Raw genomic sequence first — 17,389 nt, 5'->3', positions numbered from 1 at the left:
GAGAACATACGATCTCGGCGACCCCACACCACGTGGGCGCCGACGGGGCGTGAGCTCGCCGAGAGCATGTGTTCTCGCGAGTCGGGAAGCACCGAGACGAAGGAGTCAGAATGAGCGAGATCACCCGGGATGTCGTCATCGTCGGCGCGGGTGCGGCCGGCACGACCGCGGCGAACGAGCTGCGCAAGGCGGGGCTCTCGGTTGCGGTGCTCGAGGCGCGGGACCGCGTCGGAGGACGCCTGTGGACAGACGTCATCGACGGCGCCATGCTCGAGATCGGCGGGCAGTGGGTGTCGCCCGATCAGGATGCCCTCATCGATACGGTCGCCGAACTCGGGCTCGAGACGTACGACCGCTATCGCGAAGGCGACAGCGTCTACGTCGGCCCCGACGGAACGTCGCACCGCTTCACGGGAGAGATGTTCCCCGTCGCGCCCGAGACCGAGCGAGTCATCGCCGAGCTCACTGAGCGGCTCGATGCGATGGTGGCCGAGATCGATCCCGATCGCCCCTGGGAGCACCCGAACGCCGGCGAGTGGGACTCGATCTCATGGGACTCGTGGCTGCGCGCGCAGACTGATGACGACGAGGCCGTTCGCAACGTCGCGTTCGCGACGGGATCGGCGATGCTGACCAAGCCGACGCACTCCTTCTCGCTGCTGCAGTCGCTGCTCATGGCGGCATCCGCCGGCTCCTACTCCCATCTCGTCGACGCCGACTTCATCCTCGACAAGCGGGTCGTCGGCGGCCTGCAGCAGGTGCCGCTGCTGCTGGCGGAGCGCCTCGGCGACGATGTGTTCCTCGGCCAGCCCGTGCGCTCGCTCGAATGGTCGGGCCCTTCGACGGGCTCAGGGGGAGTCACGGCCAAGACCGACACCATGACCGTCCGCGCCCGCTACGCGATCCTCGCGCACGCACCGGTGCTCTACAGCCGCATCCAGTTCATCCCGGCACTCCCGCGGCGTCAGCATCAGCTGCATCAGCACATCTCGATGGGCTTCGTGATCAAGGTGCATGCCGTCTACGACCGGCCGTTCTGGCGCGAGCAAGGCCTCTCAGGCACGGCGTTCAGCCCGTACGAGCTGTCTCACGAGGCGTACGACAACACGAACCACGGCGATGAGCGCGGGACGCTGGTCGGCTTCGTATCGGACCAGAACGCGGACGACGTCTTCACGCTCTCGGCCGAGGAGCGCAAGGAGCGGATCCTCGAATCGCTCTCGCACTACTACGGGCCCGAGGCGAAGAACCCGATCGTCTACTACGAAAGCGACTGGGGGAGCGAGGAGTGGACGCGCGGTGCCTACGCCGCGAGCTTCGACCTCGGGGGGCTCACCCGCTACGGTGCCGACCAGCGCACCCCGGTCGGCCCCATTCACTTCGCGTGCAGTGACATGGCCGGCGCGGGATACCAGCACGTCGACGGCGCGATCCGCATGGGTCGCCTCGTCGCAGCCGACATCATCGAAGAGGCGCGCGCGTGAGCGGCAGCATCGTCGTCGGCTACACCGCAACGGATGCCGGTGCCGACGCCGTCGCGTTGGGTGCACGGTTGGCCCGAGCCTCGGGCGGCTCGCTCGATCTGACAGTCGTGCTGCCGGCCGAGGATCGCAGCGTGATCACCCCGCCGGATGCGAGCTACGACCGGTATCTCCAGGGTCAGGCCGACGCGTGGCTCGCCGACGCGATCGCGGCGATCCCCGAGACGGTGACCTATCGGACGCACGTGCGATTCGCCGAGTCCTTCGCCGAGGGGCTCGAGGCCGCCGCGGCCGAGTCGGGTGCGACGCACATCGTGGTCGGAGCGGCCAACGGCGGACTGCGCGGTCGTCACCGGCTGGGAACCGTCGCCACCCAGCTGCTGCACTCGTCGGATGTTCCCGTCGTCCTCGCGCCCGAGGGCTCGCGCCGGATCGATCCCGGCACCGGCATCACGCGCATCACGGCCGCGATCGGCGCGCGGCCGGGTGCCGATGCGCTCCTGGAGGAGGCGATCGGGCTCGCGTCTGACACCGGCGCCGAGCTGCGGCTGCTGTCGCTCGTGTCGGTCGACCTGCCGGCGAGCGTCGACACGGGCGTCATCCGGGTCGCGGGCGCCGCCCACGCCGACGACGTGCTGTCGAAGGCGCTCGCCGCACTGCCTGACGGCATCGATGCCGAAGTCGTGGTCGCACGGGGCGAGAGCATCGAAGACGCCGTCTCGCATCTCAGCTGGGAGCCGGGTGAGATCGCCGTGGTCGGCTCCAGTCGGCTCGCGCAGCCGCGTCGTCTGTTCCTGGGCTCGACGGCTGCGAAGATGCTCCACGAACTCCCCGTGCCTATGATCGTTGTTCCCCGTACGCGCACCGTCGAAAGCACAGGCGGGCGCACCCTCGAGAAAGAGGCTCAGTGATGAGCGCCACTCAGCATCCCACCGCCGGGGCGTCGACTCCCGTCACCGGCGATCCGCTCGACGGAGGACTGTCGAAGAAGGGCCTGAGTGCCGGGACCGTCGGCCTCATCGGTGCCGTCGTCATCGGCATTTCGTGTATCGCTCCGGCGTACACGCTCACCGCCGCCCTCGGCCCGACCGTGTCCGAGGTCGGCTTCCAGGTGCCGGCGATCATCCTCGTCGGCTTCATCCCGATGCTCCTCGTGGCCTTCGGCTATCGCGAGCTCAATCGCGCGATGCCCGACTCCGGCACGTCCTTCACGTGGGGCGCGCGTGCGTTCGGCCCGTGGGTGGGGTGGCTCGCAGGCTGGGGCCTGATCGCGGCCACGATCCTGGTGCTGTCGAACCTCGCCGGAATCGCCGTCGAGTTCCTCTTCTTGCTGATCGATCAGCTCGCCGGGAGCCCCGGCACGATCGCCGAACTCGCGTTCAACCCGTTCATCAACGTGGGCGTGTGTCTGCTGTTCATGCTCGGGGCGACATTCGTGTCGTACCGCGACATGCAGACCACCCAGAAACTCCAGTACTACCTCGTCGGCTTCCAGGTGCTGGTGCTCGTGGTCTTCTCGGTCGCGGCATTCGCCGCCGTTGCGCAGGGCAATGCCTTCGACGCGAGTCCCGTCGAGCTGTCGTGGTTCAACCCGTTCGCGGTGGGAGACCTCGGCGCGGTCGTCGCGGGGCTGTCGCTGTCGATCTTCATCTTCTGGGGCTGGGATGTGACCCTCACCATGAACGAGGAGACGAAGGACCCCGAGAAGACGCCGGGTCGTGCGGCGACGCTCACGGTCGTCATCATCGTGGCCCTCTACCTCCTCATCTCGGTGTCGCTGCTCTCATACGCGGGCGTCGGAACCGGTGAGCTGGGGCTCGGCAACGAGGACATCCAGTCGAACGTGTTCTTCTATCTGTCCGGGCCGATCCTGGGGCCCGTCGCCTGGCTCGTCTCGCTCGCGGTGCTCACCAGCTCTGCGGCATCCCTTCAGTCGACATTCGTGTCTCCTGCGCGCACCCTGCTGGCGATGGGCCACTACGGTGCCCTCCCGCCGAAGTTCGCCGCGGTCAGCCCTCGCTTCTTCACCCCCGGGTACGCGACGATCGTCTCTGCCATCGTCGCGTCGGTGTTCTACGCGGTGATGAGATTCATCAGCGAAGACGTGCTCTGGGACACGATCACCACCCTTGGCATGATGATCTGCTTCTACTACGGGCTGACCGCGTTCGCGTGCGTGTGGTATTTCCGCAAGCAATGGTTCGACTCGGCGCGCAACGTATTCTTCACGCTCGTCTTCCCCCTTGTCGGGGGCATCATCCTGGCGTTCCTGTTCGTACGCACGCTCATCGACAGCATGGATCCCGACTACGGCAGCGGCTCGAACATCGGGGGCCTCGGACTCGTCTTCATCCTGGGCGTCGCCGTCATCGGGATCGGTATCGTCATCATGATCTGGCAGGCGATCAGGCGGCCCGCCTTCTTCCGGGGCGAGACGCTGTCGATCGACTCACCCGCAAGCCTCCGCCGCGCCAAGCGCTGACCCGGCGTGCAACCCCCACACGAATCGGAGCGAACATGACCGACTACGCCGTCATCAACCCCGCCACGGGCGAGACCCTCGCCACCTACCCGACGCTCACGGATGCCGAGCTCGAGACCGCGATCGCGTCGGCGGATGCCGCCTACCGCGAGTGGCGGGACACCCCGGTCCCCGAACGCGCCGCACTAGTGCGCCGCGCCGCTGAGCTGCACCGCGAGCGTCGTGACGAGCTCGCCGCGATCATCGTGCGCGAGATGGGCAAGCCGCTGTCGGCAGCGCTCGGCGAGGTCGACTTCGCTGCCGACATCACGGAGTACTACGCCGACAACGCCGAGAAGATCACGGGCGACCAGCCCATCGACATCCTCGGCGAAGGCACCGCGGTCATCCGCCGCAGCCCCATCGGCGCGCTCCTCGGGATCATGCCGTGGAACTTCCCGTACTACCAGGTGGCCCGTTTCGCCGCGCCGAATCTGGTGATCGGCAACACGATCCTGCTCAAGCACGCCCCGCAGTGCCCCGAGTCGGCCGCGGCCATCGACCAGCTCTATCAGGATGCCGGCCTGCCGGCGGGCGCGTACGTCAACATCTACGCCACCAATGACCAGGCGGCGACCGTCATCGCGGACCCTCGTGTGCACGGCGTCTCGGTGACGGGGTCGGAGCGGGCGGGGGCCGCCGTCGCCGAGGTCGCAGGGCGCAACCTCAAGAAGGTCGCGCTGGAGCTCGGCGGATCCGACCCCTTCATCCTGCTGTCCACCGACGACCTCGACGGTGCGGTGCAGTCCGCGGTGGATGCGCGCCTGGACAACACCGGCCAGTCGTGCAACGCGGCGAAGCGGTTCATCGTCGTCGAGGGTCTCTACGACGCCTTCCTCGAGAAGTTCACTGCGGCGATGACGGGGGCCAAGCTCGGCGACCCGTTCGCCGACGACACCGATCTCGGTCCGCTCTCGTCCGTGACGGCTGCGGAGCGCCTCGCAGCGCAGGTCGACAAGGCCGTCGCCCAGGGCGCCCGGCTGGTTGCCGGCGGCACGCGGGATGGCGCGTTCTATCCGGCCACGGTGCTCGCAGATGTGACGCCCGACATGGACGCGTATCGCGAGGAGTTCTTCGGCCCGGTGGGCGTCGTCTACAAGGTCGCGGATGAGGATGAAGCGGTGAAGGTCGCCAACGACACCCCGTTCGGGCTCGGGTCGTACGTCTTCACCACCGATGAGGCACAGGCCGCACGCGTCGCCGACAAGATCGACGCCGGCATGGTCTACGTCAACGTCGTCCTCGCCGACTCGCCCGAGCTGCCGTTCGGCGGTGTGAAGCGCTCCGGCACGTCCCGCGAGATGGGCCTTCTGGCAGCCGACGAGTTCGTCAACAAGAAGCTCATCCGCATCGCCGGCTAGAGCAGGGCGCGGGCCTCTTCGAGCGCCTCGTCTGCCCATACGATCTGCTGTGGCGTGCCCCAGCGGGTCGCGGCATCCCTCGCCAACTCGAACTGGGCGACGGCACCCGAGAAGTCCTCGGCGTCGAACCGCGCCCACCCGGCGTTGTTGTGCAGACCGACCCGCCACCGCTGGGAGCGCGCGTCGGGGTGGGCGTCGAGCACCGTGAGGGCGCGTGCCGTCCACTCGTCGGCGCGGGCGGGGTCGGCGATCGCGAGCATGTGGAGAGCGTCCACCCGCAGGAAGACCAGTTCGTCACCCGCCGCGGCGCTGGCGGCCGCGCGGAACAGCGGGACAGCGGCTCCGGCGTCGCCTGCGGAGTTGCGCAGACGCCCGCGCTCGAGTGCGACGCGGACCGCGACCGGCACCGACTGCGCGGCGATCCTGTCGAGCACGCCGTCCGCCTCGTCGAACCGATCCTGCAGGCCCAGCGCCCGCGCCACTTGGGTCTCGAGTTCGGCGCGGGATGCGGCATCCGTCTCCTGCGCCGCGGCCGCGCGCAGTCGCTGTTCGGAACCCGCAGCATCCGAGAAATCCCACAGTTCGTCGAGGAGAGTCTGCGCGATCGTCATGGTCGCATCGTAGGCAGGATCGGGGGTCCCTGTCGCGGCCGAGTCGAACCCGAGCGGTCTGCGGAGGCCCCGGCGAGTTCGCGGCCGTTGGGGGCATGCCGTACACTTGGGCGTGCAGTTGAAGTCTGCATTCTTTTGCCGTGCCCGCGGTTCGGGCAAGCTCCTTTCACACAGGTCACGGCGCAGGAGTGCGGGCACCCGAGGCCTCAGGGTCTCTAGGGCGGTAGCTCAATTGGCAGAGCAGCGGTCTCCAAAACCGCAGGTTGCAGGTTCGATTCCTGTCCGCCCTGCGCGTCAGCGCAACGTTGACAACATGGTGGGTCGACGTTCGTCGGCACACGAAAGGTAATCAGGTGGCATCGATGGTTCAGGACGAGCCGAAGGGCGAGGTCGTCGCGAAGAGCGACGTGCCCCGTGAGAAGAAGCCGGGTGTCTTCTCGCGGATCGCCCTTTTCATCCGTCAGGTCTTGGGGGAACTCCGCAAGGTCATCACGCCGACCCGTCAGGAGCTGCTGAAGTACACGGCGGTCGTGCTGGGCTTCGTGGTCGTGATGATGGGAATCGTCTACGGCCTCGACGTGCTGTTCGTGTGGCTGACCGCCTACGTCTTCGGCGTTCCGGCGTCCTGATCCTGTGAAAGCGCCCCCCGGCGAGCAGCTGCACCAAGGGCGCGATGTGGTCGCATCGAAGCATCCGGTCACATACGAAACGGAAGTGAATTCAAGTGTCTGAAAGATATACGGACGACGCCGACTGGGCGACGGCCGCCGAGCAGTCCTCGGAGGACGACGAAGCTCAGGAGGGCAACGTCCTCGCCGCAGAAGAGCGTTCGGTCGAAGCGGCCGAGCACCTCGCGATCCACGTCGTGGACGACGAGGACGACGAGGACCTTTCCGATCTGGACGACATCGACATCGACGACCCGGAGGCCGACGCGATCGTGAACGACGCTCTCAATCTTGACGAAGCAGCTGAGACCGAAGCTGCTGCCGAGGTCCTGAACGACTCCATCGCGGAGGAAGAGGCCGAGTATGTCGCCGAGCACGCCGACGACGTCTCGCCCTACGACGGACCCGACGTGAACGGCGACGAGGACGAGCCCGTCCTGGACGACGACTTCGCCGCGGACGTGGATGCCGCAGCCGCCGTCGTCGACGACGTCGAGGACTCGGTGTCTCCCGCCGACGCTTCGACGGAGCGCAGCGCAGGCGCCGAAGCGCCTGTCGACCTGGAGTCGGATGACGAGTCCGGCGAGGACGAAGACCCCTACGAGGCATTCCGCAGCGAGCTTCGCGCACAGCCGGGAAAGTGGTACGTCATCCACTCCTACGCCGGCTTCGAGCGCAAGGTGAAGGCCAACATCGAGCAGCGCAAGTCCACACTCGAGGTCGAGGAGGACATCTACCAGATCGAGGTCCCGATGGAGGACGTCGTCGAGATCAAGAACGGCCAGCGCAAGATGGTCACGCGCGTCCGCATCCCGGGTTACGTGCTCGTTCGCATGGAGCTCAACGAAGACACCTGGTCGGTCGTCCGCCACACGCCGGGCGTCACCGGCTTCGTCGGCAACGCGCACAACCCGACTCCCCTCCGCTTCGAGGAGGCCTTCAACATGCTGAAGAGCCTCGTCGAGATCAAGGAGGTCGCACCCGCGAAGGGCGGGCCCGCCAAGGGCGGTCAGGCCGTCGCGCGCAGCGTCATCACCGAGGTCGACTTCGAGGTCGGCGAGACCATCACGATCAAGGAAGGCTCCTTCGCGGGTCTTCCCGGCACGATCAGCGAGATCAAGCCCGAGAGCGGCAAGCTCACGGTGCTCGTGTCGCTCTTCGAGCGCGAGACCCCGGTCGAGCTGTCGTTCGACCAGGTCACCAAGCAGTAGCAGCGCCCGAGACGGACCCATGATGCCCCGCCCGGCTTTCCCGGCGGGGCATCGTCGCGTGCGACGGCTTGCTGCCAGGGCTGCGGGCGTCCCGAGGCGGGGTTCAGACGGATGCGGCCAGCAGATTGCCCGAGCGTATGCGGATGTGATCGAGCGCGTCGAGGTCGCCTCGCAGGTACGCGATCAGGCAGTTCAGGAACAGCCCGTCGAAGAGTGAGTAGGCGGTCGCACGGTCGATGGTCGGAGTCGCGCCACGAAGCTCGGCGTGCCGTTCGACGACCGCCCACACCATGTCGGTGAGCAGCTCGTCGATGGCGACGATCGTTTCTCGGAAGCCGTCCTCGAACAGCGCCTGATTGCGCAGGTCGTACCAGAGCCGGTGCATGTCGGACTCGTCGCGCAGCGTCGCCGAGATTTCGACGCCGAAGCGCGCGATGAGCTCATCGGCTGAGATCGATGTCTCGATGATCGGGTCGTAACGACGCGCGCACTCGGACTTGTACTGCCAGATCGCCTGCGCGATGAGGTCGTCCTTGCCGTCGAAGTAGTAGTGCAGGATGCCGGTCGAGAGCTCGGTCCGTGCGGAGATGTCGCGAAGGCCGGTATTGGCGAAGCCTCGCTCGGCGATCGCCTCCAGCGCGGAGTCGGCGAGCTCGCGCCGTCGTGCGGCGAACTTGTTCGCGGCCGCGCGTTCGGCTCGCTCTGTCGAGGTGCTCATGACTTCTCCTCTCCGGCTGACCCGTCGATGATACGCGCCCAGCGGGCGGCCGCCCAGGCCATGAGGACGAATATTGGACAGGTGGTCAACTTTACCTTGTCACCTGTCCAGTTTTCTGGTGTGCTGAAGCCACCACTTTCGACGGAGAAAGAATTTGGAGCGGTCATGACCTCAGATCTGACGGGAGCCCGAGTGCTCGTCACCGGAGGAGCGAAGGGGCTCGGCTTGCGAACTGCCGGCGCCATCCTCGCGGCAGGCGGCGCGGTCGCGATCGCCGACATCGATGAACAGTCCGGCGCGGACGCGGTCGCGGCACTCGCGCAGGACGGTCGGACGGCGGTGTTCGTCGCACTGGACGTCACGGATGACGCCTCGTGGGAGCGCGCGAGCGCCGAGGCGGTGGAGGCGCTCGGCGGACTCTCCGGCGTGGTGAACAACGCCGGCATCGAGATCTCCGACCTGTTCGTCGACCTGAACCCCGATTCGGTCCGCAAGATCCTCGAGGTCAACGTGCTCGGCACCGCGCTCGGCATCAAGCACGCCTTCCGCGCCATGCGCCCAGGTGGTGCCGCCGGATCGGGCGGTGCGATCGTCAACATCGCGTCGGTGGCCGCGACCATCGGCTTCCCGGGGATCGCCGCGTACTCGGCATCCAAGTCCGCCGTCGACCGGCTCACCAAGGTCGCGGCGGCAGAATCAGGGCGACTGGGCTATGGCGTTCGGGTGAACACGGTCTGTCCGGGCCTCGTTCCGAACGCGATGGGGGCCCAGCTCGCGGTGGACATGGAGCGGCTGGGTCTGTTCCCGTCGGTCGATGAAGCCGTCGGCGCCGTGGTGGCGCTGACCCCGTCCGGACGACTCGCGACCGAGGACGACATCGCGAACGGCGTCGCGTTCCTCCTCTCGGAGGATGCCGCGTTCATCAACGGAGTGACGCTGTCCATCGACGGCGCAATGGGAATGTGAGAGGACGACCGTGAGCACAGACAAGCCGGTCGTCGTCTACGGCGTCAGCGGATACACCGGGCGCCTGATCTGCGAGTACCTCCGCGAACTGAGCGTCCCGTTCGTGGCTGCCGGTCGCGATGCCGACCGCGTTCGCGCCGTGGTGGAGAAGATCCCCGGCATCGAAACCGCGGACTACGAGATCGTCGCGGCGGAGAATGATGCAGATGCGCTCGCCGACGCCTTCGACGGCGCGAAGGTGATCTGCAACACCGCCGGCCCGTTCATCAAGTTCGGTCCGGAAGTCGTCCAGGCGGCGCTCAAGATCGGCGCGCACTACACCGACACCACGGGCGAGCAGGACTGGGTGATGCACGCACGGGAGACGTGGGGCGACGAGTTCGCCGCGGCGGGGCTGCTGCTCTCACCCGGCATCGCGCACATGTTCACCGTCAGCGAGATCGCGGCCAACATCGCGCTGGAGCCGGGCGGATACGACACCCTAGACATCCTTGTGCTGTGGAAGGGTCTGCCGACCTACGCTTCGATGCAGACGATCTTCACGATCCTCAAGGCGCACTGGTACTACCTCGAGCAGAACCAGCTCGTGGAGTGGGACCACTCCGCGGCCTTCGACGTGCCGGTGCCCGGTTACCACGAGCTGGCGATCGCCGTGCCGTGGGGTGGGATGTCGCACCCGATCTGGTTCCAGAACGACCCGCGCGTCAGCAGCGTCCGCTCGATCGGCGGCGTGCTCAATCGGGCGGTGATGGAGGGTGTGGGTCAGACCGTGCAGATGTTCGAGGAGCAGCTGCGACCTCTCGATCCGGAGGCTCAGGAGAAGGCCCTCGGCGACATCGCGGCCTCGCTTCAGGCGGACATGCCTCCGCGCGAGAACCCGCGGCTCAACCGATCGGTGGATTCCGTGCACGCGTCCGGCCCGCTCGGGCGATCGCATGTTGTGATCCACGGCAACAGCAACTACAAGCAGACAGGACTCCTTCAGGCGTTCGCGGCCTATTCGCTGGTCCAGCAGGCTCCCCACCGGGTGGGCTTCGCGTCAGGCTGCCAGGCGTTCGGGCACTACGAGCTGCTCGGGCAATTGCGCGGGTTCGGGCTCGTCTCGGCGCCGGTCATCACACGCGTCTGAAGGTTCGGGATGCCGCTCGTCCCCAGCGGGCGGCATCCCTCTCTCCCACGGAGATCCACATGCACTTCTCGACACTTCCCGATGCGCGGGCCGAGCGCGCGCCCGCGGCGCCTGCGATCCGCGACGACGCGGTCGAGCTGACCAACGCCGGGCTTCTCGCCGCGGTGCGACAGGTGGCCGGGGCGCTCACCGATCGCGGGATCGGGCGCGGCGATGTGGTCGCCGTCCTCCTGCCCAATCGCGTGGATCTCATCCTGGTTCTGCTCGCGGCGTGGCGGATCGGTGCCGTCGTCACACCGATCAATCCGGTTCTGGGATCCGCGGAGGTGTCGTATCAGCTGACGGATGCGTCGGCGAAGCTCATCGTCGCCGAGACCGAGCTCGACGATGCCGATGTGCCGACGCTCACTCTCGGCGCGATACACGCCGCCGCGCCGAGCGCGGCGTCGGTCATGGACGGGCTCGGCGCCGATGATCTGGCCCTGCTCATCTATACCAGCGGCACGACCGGCAGCCCCAAAGGCGTGATGCTCACGCACGGCAACCTGGACGCGATGACCTCGTCGTTCATCGAATGGTTCGAGTTGGACGAGCGCGATCACAGTCTGCTGGTGCTCCCCTTGTTCCACGCGAACGGCATCGTGCTCGGAACGCTCTCGCCGCTGCGTGCCGGTGGTCAGGTCACGATCGCCGGTCGATTCACCAAGGACCGGTTCTTCGCGGACGTCGAGCGGTTCCGTCCCACCTTCTTCTCGGCGGTGCCGGCGATCTACGCCATACTCAACACCCTGGCGGATGACGTCCACCCCGACACGTCGTCGCTGCGGTTCGCGGTGTGCGGCGCGGCCCCGATGCCGGCCGAGGCGATCCGCCGATTCGAGGACCGGTTCTCTGTCGCACTCGTCGAGGGGTACGGGCTGTCCGAGACGACGACGGCCTCGACCATCAATCCGCTGCGGGGGTTGCGCAAGCCGGGGACGGTCGGTCTCCCGCTGCCGGGACAGCGGGTCGAGGTGGTCGACGAAGCGGGCGATCCCGTGCCTGTGGGCGAGCGCGGCGAGGTCGTCATCGCGGGGCCCGTCGTCATGGCGGGCTACCTCGGACGCCCCGACGACACCGCCCGCACGGTCGTGGACGGATGGCTGCACACCGGCGATATCGGCCGGTTCGACGAGGATGGATATCTGCAGATCGTCGATCGGATCAAGGACATGATCATCCGCGGCGGCGAGAACGTCTACCCCAAGGAGATCGAGAACGCGTTCTACTCCCACCCGGACGTGCACGAGGTCGCCGTCGTCGGAGGACCGCATGACGTGTTCGGCGAGGTGCCGGTGGCGTTCGTGGTGATACGCGACGGCGCGGACGTGTCCACGAGCGACCTGTCGCACCACGTGGCCCAGTTCCTTGCCGCCTTCAAACGACCCGCGCGGATCATTCTCGTCGCAGAGATCCCGAAGAATCCCGTCGGCAAGATCGACAAGCCGGGCCTCCGCAGGAGTCTGTACGAGCGGACGGCTCCTGTGACGCGATGAGGTAGACTGGACCGGTTTGTGCGCGCCTTCGCGCGTGCGGACTCACCGCTCTCCGGAGATGCCGGACCAGCGGGAGAACGATCGCTGCAACAGGTCACCGAGCCTGTCGAAGTGCTCGTTCGCTGAAAGGAAGAGGAAATGGCACCGAAGAAGAGGGTGACCGGCCTGATCAAGCTCCAGATCAACGCCGGCGCCGCCAACCCGGCGCCGCCGATCGGGCCCGCGCTCGGTCAGCATGGCGTCAACATCATGGAGTTCTGCAAGGCGTACAACGCAGCGACCGAATCGCAGCGCGGCAACGTCATCCCCGTGGAGATCACCGTCTACGAGGACCGCAGCTTCACCTTCATCCTGAAGACCCCGCCTGCGGCGGAGCTCATCAAGAAGGCGGCAGGCGTCGGCAAGGGATCGTCGACCCCGCACACCACCAAGGTGGGCAAGCTCACCAAGGACCAGGTGCGCCAGATCGCCGAGACGAAGCAGCCGGACCTGAACGCGAACGACATCGAGGCCGCCTCGAAGATCATCGCCGGCACCGCCCGTTCCATGGGCATCACGGTTGAGGACTGAGGGGAATAACGACAATGGCTACGAAGTCCAAGGCCTACCAGGCCGCCGCCGCGAAGATCGCGGCTGACAGGTTCTACACGCCCACCGAGGCCGTCGCGCTGGCGAAGCAGACCGGGTCGGCGAAGTTCGACTCGACCGTCGAGGTCGCGCTCAAGCTCGCCGTCGATCCTCGCAAGGCCGACCAGATGGTGCGCGGCACCGTCATCCTTCCCCACGGCACGGGCAAGACCGCCCGCGTCATCGTGTTCGCGACGGGTCCGGCCGCCGAGGCCGCGATCGCCGCCGGTGCGGATGAGGTCGGCGGCGCCGAGCTCATCCAGCGTGTCGCCGACGGCTGGACGAACTTCGACGCAGCCGTCTCGACCCCTGAGCTCATGGGCCAGGTCGGTCGACTCGGCAAGGTGCTCGGCCCCCGCGGCCTGATGCCGAACCCGAAGACCGGCACCGTGACCCCCAACCCGGCCAAGGCCGTCGAGGAGATCAAGGGCGGAAAGATCGAGTTCCGCGTCGACAAGCACGCCAACGTGCATTTCGTCGTGGGCAAGGCGTCGTTCTCGGAGGATCAGCTCGATGAGAACCTGAAGGCCGCGCTCGAGGAGATCATCCGCCTCAAGCCGTCCAGCTCGAAGGGCCGTTACATCCAGAAGGGTGCGGTGTCGACCACGTTCGGCCCCGGCATCCCGCTGGACGTCAACTCGCTGTAAGGCTCCGGTGTCGCGGCTCTGCCGCGGATCGAGCCTCAGGACCGAAAGCCCCCGCCCGCAAGGGCGGGGGCTTTCGTCATCCGGCGAGCGTGCGGGGCTCGTTCGCCGGCCGGATCGAGCGCGCGTGGGTGATGTCCAGCCACGGGCTCCACGCGAACCAGCTCGGCAGCGCGGCGACCAGTCGCGGGGAGCCGATGACGGAGATGTCCCCGCTGTCGACAGCCTCCCGCCAGAGGCGGTAGCCCTGAAACACGTCGGCGAGATCCGCGGTCGCCATCGACACGACGATATCGACGTCGAACCCCGGATGCTGGGTGCATACCGACACCGCGCCGTGTTCCAGCACGAACCAGATCGTCTCCGGGTCAGGAGCGGTGTGGCGCCACTCGATCACCGTCCGATGCGGGGGGAAGCGCTCGGGGTCGACACGACGATGCATCCACCACATGAGGGTGGTCGGTTCCACCCGGTGCGGCTCCATGTCGTCGAAGAGCCATTCGATCGCCCATCGTGCGAGGCTGTCGATGACCCGCTCGAGGTCGCGCCCGGCAGGAGTGAGGTGGTACTCGCTGCCGTGGCCGGTAGGCGATGGCCACGTCTCGAGCACTCCGTTCCGCTCGAGGTGCCGCAGGCGCTGGACGAGCAGGGACCTGGATATGCCCGGCAGTGCACGCGCGATGTCGTTGAATCGCGTGTTTCCGAGCACGAGCTCGCGGACGATCAGTGGCGTCCACCGATCGGCCATGACTTCGCTGGCCATTGCCACAGGGCAGTAGCGTCCGTAATCCGCCATGCGTCCATGGTCCCCCTGCCGGCGGTGCGAGGGTAGTCCCGAATGTGGACCAGCCAGGTCTCGATCGTGAACTGGAGCGCACGGACCGGCGAGCGGATGCTGGCTCCATGACCACCATCGACATCATCTCGACCGACACATCCACCTTCGACGACCGCGCGAATGAAATCGGGCCGGTCTTGGCGGTGAACGCCCACCGCCATGATCGCGACGGCACATTCGTCAGCGAGGCATACGACGCCCTCCGGGACGCCGGTCTTCTCAAGGCTGCCGTCCCGCTGGAGCTCGGTGGCGACGGTGCCACGATCCGCGAGTTGGCCGGCCTGCAGCGGACGCTCGGCCACTACTGCGGAGCGACCGCGCTCGCCAGTGCCATGCATCAGCACGTCACGTGCTTCACCGCGTGGCGATATCGGCGAGGGATGCCGGGGGCCGAGGCGACGCTGCGCCGCATCGCTGACGAGCAGATCGTGCTCGTCTCCACCGGCGGAGGCGACTTCACCCACCCTGCCGGAGAGGCGATCGCCGTCGACGGCGGTTACCGCGTCAGCGGCAGGAAGCGCTTCGTCAGCCAGTCCACGGGCGGCACGGTGATGTCGACGATGTTCCCCTTCTCCGACCCGGACCGCGGAATGCGCGTGCTGAACATGGCCGTCCCGCTCGCGGCAGAGGGTGTCTCGGTCGCCGACAACTGGGACGTCTTGGGTATGCGCGGCACGGCGAGTGACGATGTCGTGCTGACGGACGTCTTCGTGCCGCAGGAGCGTGTGCTCGCCGACCGACCATACGGGGTCATCGATCCGCCGCTTCAGGTGATCGCGAGCATCGGCTTCTCGATCATCTCCGGCGCCTACCTCGGAGTGGCCGAAGCCGCCTACGCGGAGGCCCTGAAGGCCGCGGCGCGGCATCCCGACGACCCATCAGCGCAGCGGACGATCGGTCTGATGCGCAACAAACTGCGGGTGGCATCGTGGGCTCTGGACGGTGCGCTGACAATCCTCGGAGATGATCCGACACCGTCGTACGAGGGCTTCCTGGCCGTCATGGCAGCCAAGGCCGAGGTTGCGCGTGCCGGGGTCGAGGTGTGCGATCTCGCGATGCAGGTCGCCGGCGGCGGCGCGTTCTTCAAGGGGTCGATCATCGAGCGCTGCTATCGCGACATCCGGGCAGCGGCCTTCCACCCGCTGACGCCGGAAGCGACGCTGCTCGCCGCGGGCAAGGACGCGCTGGGAGTGTCAGCGGACTGACGGCACCGCGGGCTGGGCGGTCCGCGGGCCGAGCGGACGCGACCTTCGGCGAGTAGCGTCGAGGCATCCTGTCGACGGAGGGAATTCCATGACCGGACGACTCGAGCACCTGCTGGGCATCTCCGAGCCGATCGTGCTCGGACCATTCGGCGGAGCCTCGTCGCTCGAGCTCACCGCCCTCGTCAGCGAGGCCGGCGGACTCGGGTCATACGGTCTCTACGGCTACAGCGGAGAGCGCATCCACAAGACGATCACGGCCCTTCGCGCCCGCACGCCGAGACCATTCGCGGTGAACCTCTGGCTTCCGACGGGCGACGAGGTGGTGCCGGCAGACGTCGACCTCGCGCCGTACTTCGATGCGCTCGCCCCGCTGTACACGGCGGCGGGTGTCTCGGCGCCGGAGCCGCCCGATGCGTTCCTGCCGGCAATCGACGAGCAGCTGAGCGCCGTCATGACCGCCGCACCGGCTGTGCTGAGCGTCGTATTCGGCGTGCCTCCGGCCGCCGTGATCGCCGAGGCTCACGACCGGGGCATCCTGGTCGTCGGCACCGCCACGACCGTCGCCGAAGCCGTGGCTCTGGACGAGGCCGGGGTCGACGCCATCGTCGCGAGCGGCGCCGAGGCGGCCGGCCATCGGGTGTCATTCCTGGATGCTGCGGAGCGGTCGCTCGTCGGCGCTTTCTCGCTCGTGCCGCAGGTGGTCGATGCCGTTCGTGCACCGGTGATCGCCGCAGGCGGGATCGCAGACCGGCGCGGGGTCGCGGCGGCACTCGCGCTCGGCGCGTCCGGCGTCCAGGTGGGCACGGCGTTCCTCCGAACCCGTCAGTCGGTCGTGCCGGACGCGCACCGCCACGCCATCGCCGCGGCGGTCGACACCGGCACCGTGCTGACACGGGCGATGAGCGGGCGCATGGCCCGCGGCATCCCGAACCGCGCGATGCGGACGATAGAGGCGAGCGGCCTCATCGCACCGTTTCCGGCCCAGAACTGGCTCACCGGGATGTTCCGAGCCGAAGCCGCGCGGAGGGACGACGGCGAGCTGCTCTCGCTGTGGGCGGGGCAGTCCGCCGCGCTCGCGACCCACGACGACGCGCACGAGGTCTACCGAGAGCTGCAGCTGGGCCTCCCTCACTGATCCACCCCGCCGACGGGTGCGGAGGATCAGGCCGTGTTCCGCACCTCGAACCCGCGCGCGCCGGTGGGCGCGGCATCCGTCACCGTCGCCGCTGCCACCCGTGAGCCGGGAGGCCCTTCCGCCATCCACGCGAGCACCTCGTCGACCTGCTCATCGGTGCCCTCGATCTCTGCTTCGACGGTGAGGTCACGGCGATTGCGCACCCAGCCCGCGACACCGACCTCGCGGGCGACGAGACGCATCGTGTACCGATAGCCGACACCCTGGACGTCGCCTGAGACGGTCACGTGCACGCGGCGCATGCCTCCATCGTGCCGCCTCCGGGGTGTCGAGCGGTACGACCGCGGTGACAGGATGTCGGCATGGGAACCGTCGACGACTATCTGTCCGGGCTCGCCGAGGCAGACCGAGGTGCGATCGCGCACATCTACGCGATCGCGCGCGACGAGGTGCCGGAGGCCGAGCAGGGCCTCGGATACGGGATGCCGGCCCTCGTGTACCGCGGAAAGCCGCTGCTGTCGGTCAAGCGGACGCAGAAGCACATCGGCATCTACCCGTTCAGCCCCGCCGCGGTCACGGCGGTCGCGGACGCGGTGACGGAAGTTGCGAACACGGGGCTCGACAAGGGCACGATCCGATTCCAGCCGACCGACCCGCTGCCCGACGATCTCATCCGCGCACTCGTCACCTCCCGCAAGCAGCAGATCGAAGGCTGAACGCGCCGCCGTGAGCACGCGGC

General features: G+C 67.7%; 18 protein-coding genes and 1 tRNA gene. 15 read left to right on the top strand and 4 right to left on the bottom strand.

Translation table 11 applies throughout. The annotated features are described in order from the left end of the window. Window positions 1–110 precede the first annotated feature (110 nt). Genes ABD188_RS17750 through ABD188_RS17735 form a run of 4 tightly spaced genes read left to right on the top strand, consistent with a single transcriptional unit; the run spans window position 111 to window position 5,363 of the window. On the top strand, window positions 111–1,484 hold the full coding sequence (locus ABD188_RS17750; protein ID WP_344065426.1) for a flavin monoamine oxidase family protein: 1,374 nt from the start codon (window positions 111–113) through the stop codon (window positions 1,482–1,484). Continuing rightward, window positions 1,481–2,392: a universal stress protein gene (locus ABD188_RS17745; protein WP_344065424.1), complete on the top strand. Its 912-nt coding sequence runs from the start codon at window positions 1,481–1,483 to the stop codon at window positions 2,390–2,392. Before ABD188_RS17750 ends, ABD188_RS17745 begins: the two co-directional genes overlap by 4 nt. Further along, window positions 2,392–3,963 carry an APC family permease gene (locus ABD188_RS17740; protein ID WP_344065421.1) on the top strand — a complete coding sequence of 524 codons (1,572 nt, stop codon included), beginning with the start codon at window positions 2,392–2,394 and terminating at the stop codon, window positions 3,961–3,963. The genes ABD188_RS17745 and ABD188_RS17740 overlap by 1 nt, the downstream gene beginning before the upstream one ends. 35 nt (window positions 3,964–3,998) lie before the next feature. Next, the gene (locus tag ABD188_RS17735; RefSeq protein ID WP_344065419.1) at window positions 3,999–5,363 is read left to right on the top strand and encodes an NAD-dependent succinate-semialdehyde dehydrogenase; all 1,365 of its coding nucleotides are present in this window, start codon (window positions 3,999–4,001) and stop codon (window positions 5,361–5,363) included. Here ABD188_RS17735 and ABD188_RS17730 read toward each other — a convergent pair. Then, window positions 5,360–5,974, bottom strand: coding sequence for a hypothetical protein (locus tag ABD188_RS17730; protein ID WP_344065416.1), 615 nt, complete (start codon window positions 5,972–5,974; stop codon window positions 5,360–5,362). The genes ABD188_RS17735 and ABD188_RS17730 overlap by 4 nt on opposite strands. Window positions 5,975–6,191: 217 nt before the next feature. Between ABD188_RS17730 and ABD188_RS17725 the strand changes: the two genes are divergently transcribed. The 3 genes from ABD188_RS17725 (at window position 6,192) to nusG (ending at window position 7,853) form a co-directional block, all read left to right on the top strand. Further along, window positions 6,192–6,264: transfer RNA gene (locus ABD188_RS17725), tRNA-Trp, on the top strand. Window positions 6,265–6,336: 72 nt separating this feature from the next. Next, the gene (gene secE / locus ABD188_RS17720; RefSeq protein WP_344065413.1) at window positions 6,337–6,603 is read left to right on the top strand and encodes a preprotein translocase subunit SecE; all 267 of its coding nucleotides are present in this window, start codon (window positions 6,337–6,339) and stop codon (window positions 6,601–6,603) included. 95 nt (window positions 6,604–6,698) lie between these two features. Next, window positions 6,699–7,853 carry a transcription termination/antitermination protein NusG gene (gene nusG, locus ABD188_RS17715; protein ID WP_344065410.1) on the top strand — a complete coding sequence of 385 codons (1,155 nt, stop codon included), beginning with the start codon at window positions 6,699–6,701 and terminating at the stop codon, window positions 7,851–7,853. Window positions 7,854–7,956: 103 nt separating this feature from the next. Here nusG and ABD188_RS17710 read toward each other — a convergent pair whose 3' ends face one another. Next, window positions 7,957–8,571 (bottom strand): TetR/AcrR family transcriptional regulator, encoded by a 615-nt coding sequence (locus ABD188_RS17710; protein ID WP_344065407.1) that lies wholly within the window; start codon window positions 8,569–8,571, stop codon window positions 7,957–7,959. 165 nt (window positions 8,572–8,736) lie between these two features. On the opposite strand from ABD188_RS17710, the gene ABD188_RS17705 reads away from it, so the two are divergent. From ABD188_RS17705 to rplA, 5 genes are all read left to right on the top strand, one after another. Further along, complete coding sequence (locus ABD188_RS17705; protein WP_344065404.1) at window positions 8,737–9,537, top strand: SDR family NAD(P)-dependent oxidoreductase; 801 nt, start codon at window positions 8,737–8,739, stop codon at window positions 9,535–9,537. A gap of 10 nt (window positions 9,538–9,547) precedes the next feature. Then, window positions 9,548–10,666 carry a DUF5938 domain-containing protein gene (locus ABD188_RS17700; protein WP_344065401.1) on the top strand — a complete coding sequence of 373 codons (1,119 nt, stop codon included), beginning with the start codon at window positions 9,548–9,550 and terminating at the stop codon, window positions 10,664–10,666. 59 nt (window positions 10,667–10,725) lie between these two features. Next, the gene (locus tag ABD188_RS17695; RefSeq protein WP_344065398.1) at window positions 10,726–12,201 is read left to right on the top strand and encodes a class I adenylate-forming enzyme family protein; all 1,476 of its coding nucleotides are present in this window, start codon (window positions 10,726–10,728) and stop codon (window positions 12,199–12,201) included. A gap of 138 nt (window positions 12,202–12,339) precedes the next feature. Beyond that, window positions 12,340–12,771 carry a 50S ribosomal protein L11 gene (gene rplK, locus ABD188_RS17690; RefSeq protein WP_344065395.1) on the top strand — a complete coding sequence of 144 codons (432 nt, stop codon included), beginning with the start codon at window positions 12,340–12,342 and terminating at the stop codon, window positions 12,769–12,771. A gap of 14 nt (window positions 12,772–12,785) precedes the next feature. Beyond that, on the top strand, window positions 12,786–13,475 hold the full coding sequence (gene rplA / locus ABD188_RS17685) for a 50S ribosomal protein L1 (RefSeq protein ID WP_344065392.1): 690 nt from the start codon (window positions 12,786–12,788) through the stop codon (window positions 13,473–13,475). A gap of 76 nt (window positions 13,476–13,551) precedes the next feature. Here rplA and ABD188_RS17680 read toward each other — a convergent pair whose 3' ends face one another. Beyond that, a complete protein-coding gene (locus ABD188_RS17680) occupies window positions 13,552–14,268 on the bottom strand; it encodes a winged helix-turn-helix transcriptional regulator (protein WP_344065389.1) in 717 nt (238 codons plus the stop codon). Window positions 14,269–14,375: 107 nt separating this feature from the next. Here ABD188_RS17680 and ABD188_RS17675 point away from each other — a divergent pair, with 107 nt between their 5' ends. Next, window positions 14,376–15,515 carry an acyl-CoA dehydrogenase family protein gene (locus ABD188_RS17675; RefSeq protein ID WP_344065386.1) on the top strand — a complete coding sequence of 380 codons (1,140 nt, stop codon included), beginning with the start codon at window positions 14,376–14,378 and terminating at the stop codon, window positions 15,513–15,515. A gap of 88 nt (window positions 15,516–15,603) precedes the next feature. Continuing rightward, window positions 15,604–16,650 carry an NAD(P)H-dependent flavin oxidoreductase gene (locus ABD188_RS17670; protein ID WP_344065383.1) on the top strand — a complete coding sequence of 349 codons (1,047 nt, stop codon included), beginning with the start codon at window positions 15,604–15,606 and terminating at the stop codon, window positions 16,648–16,650. 26 nt (window positions 16,651–16,676) lie between these two features. Here the strand turns inward: ABD188_RS17670 and ABD188_RS17665 are convergent, their stop codons facing one another. Beyond that, a complete protein-coding gene (locus tag ABD188_RS17665) occupies window positions 16,677–16,952 on the bottom strand; it encodes an acylphosphatase (RefSeq protein ID WP_344065380.1) in 276 nt (91 codons plus the stop codon). 60 nt (window positions 16,953–17,012) lie between these two features. Here ABD188_RS17665 and ABD188_RS17660 point away from each other — a divergent pair, with 60 nt between their 5' ends. Next, the gene (locus ABD188_RS17660) at window positions 17,013–17,366 is read left to right on the top strand and encodes an iron chaperone (RefSeq protein ID WP_344065377.1); all 354 of its coding nucleotides are present in this window, start codon (window positions 17,013–17,015) and stop codon (window positions 17,364–17,366) included. Window positions 17,367–17,389 lie beyond the last annotated feature (23 nt).

Source organism: Microbacterium pumilum, assembly GCF_039530225.1.
GTDB classification, from domain to species: Bacteria; Actinomycetota; Actinomycetes; order Actinomycetales; family Microbacteriaceae; genus Microbacterium; species Microbacterium pumilum.
This window is presented reverse-complemented; position numbering and strand designations above follow the sequence as displayed.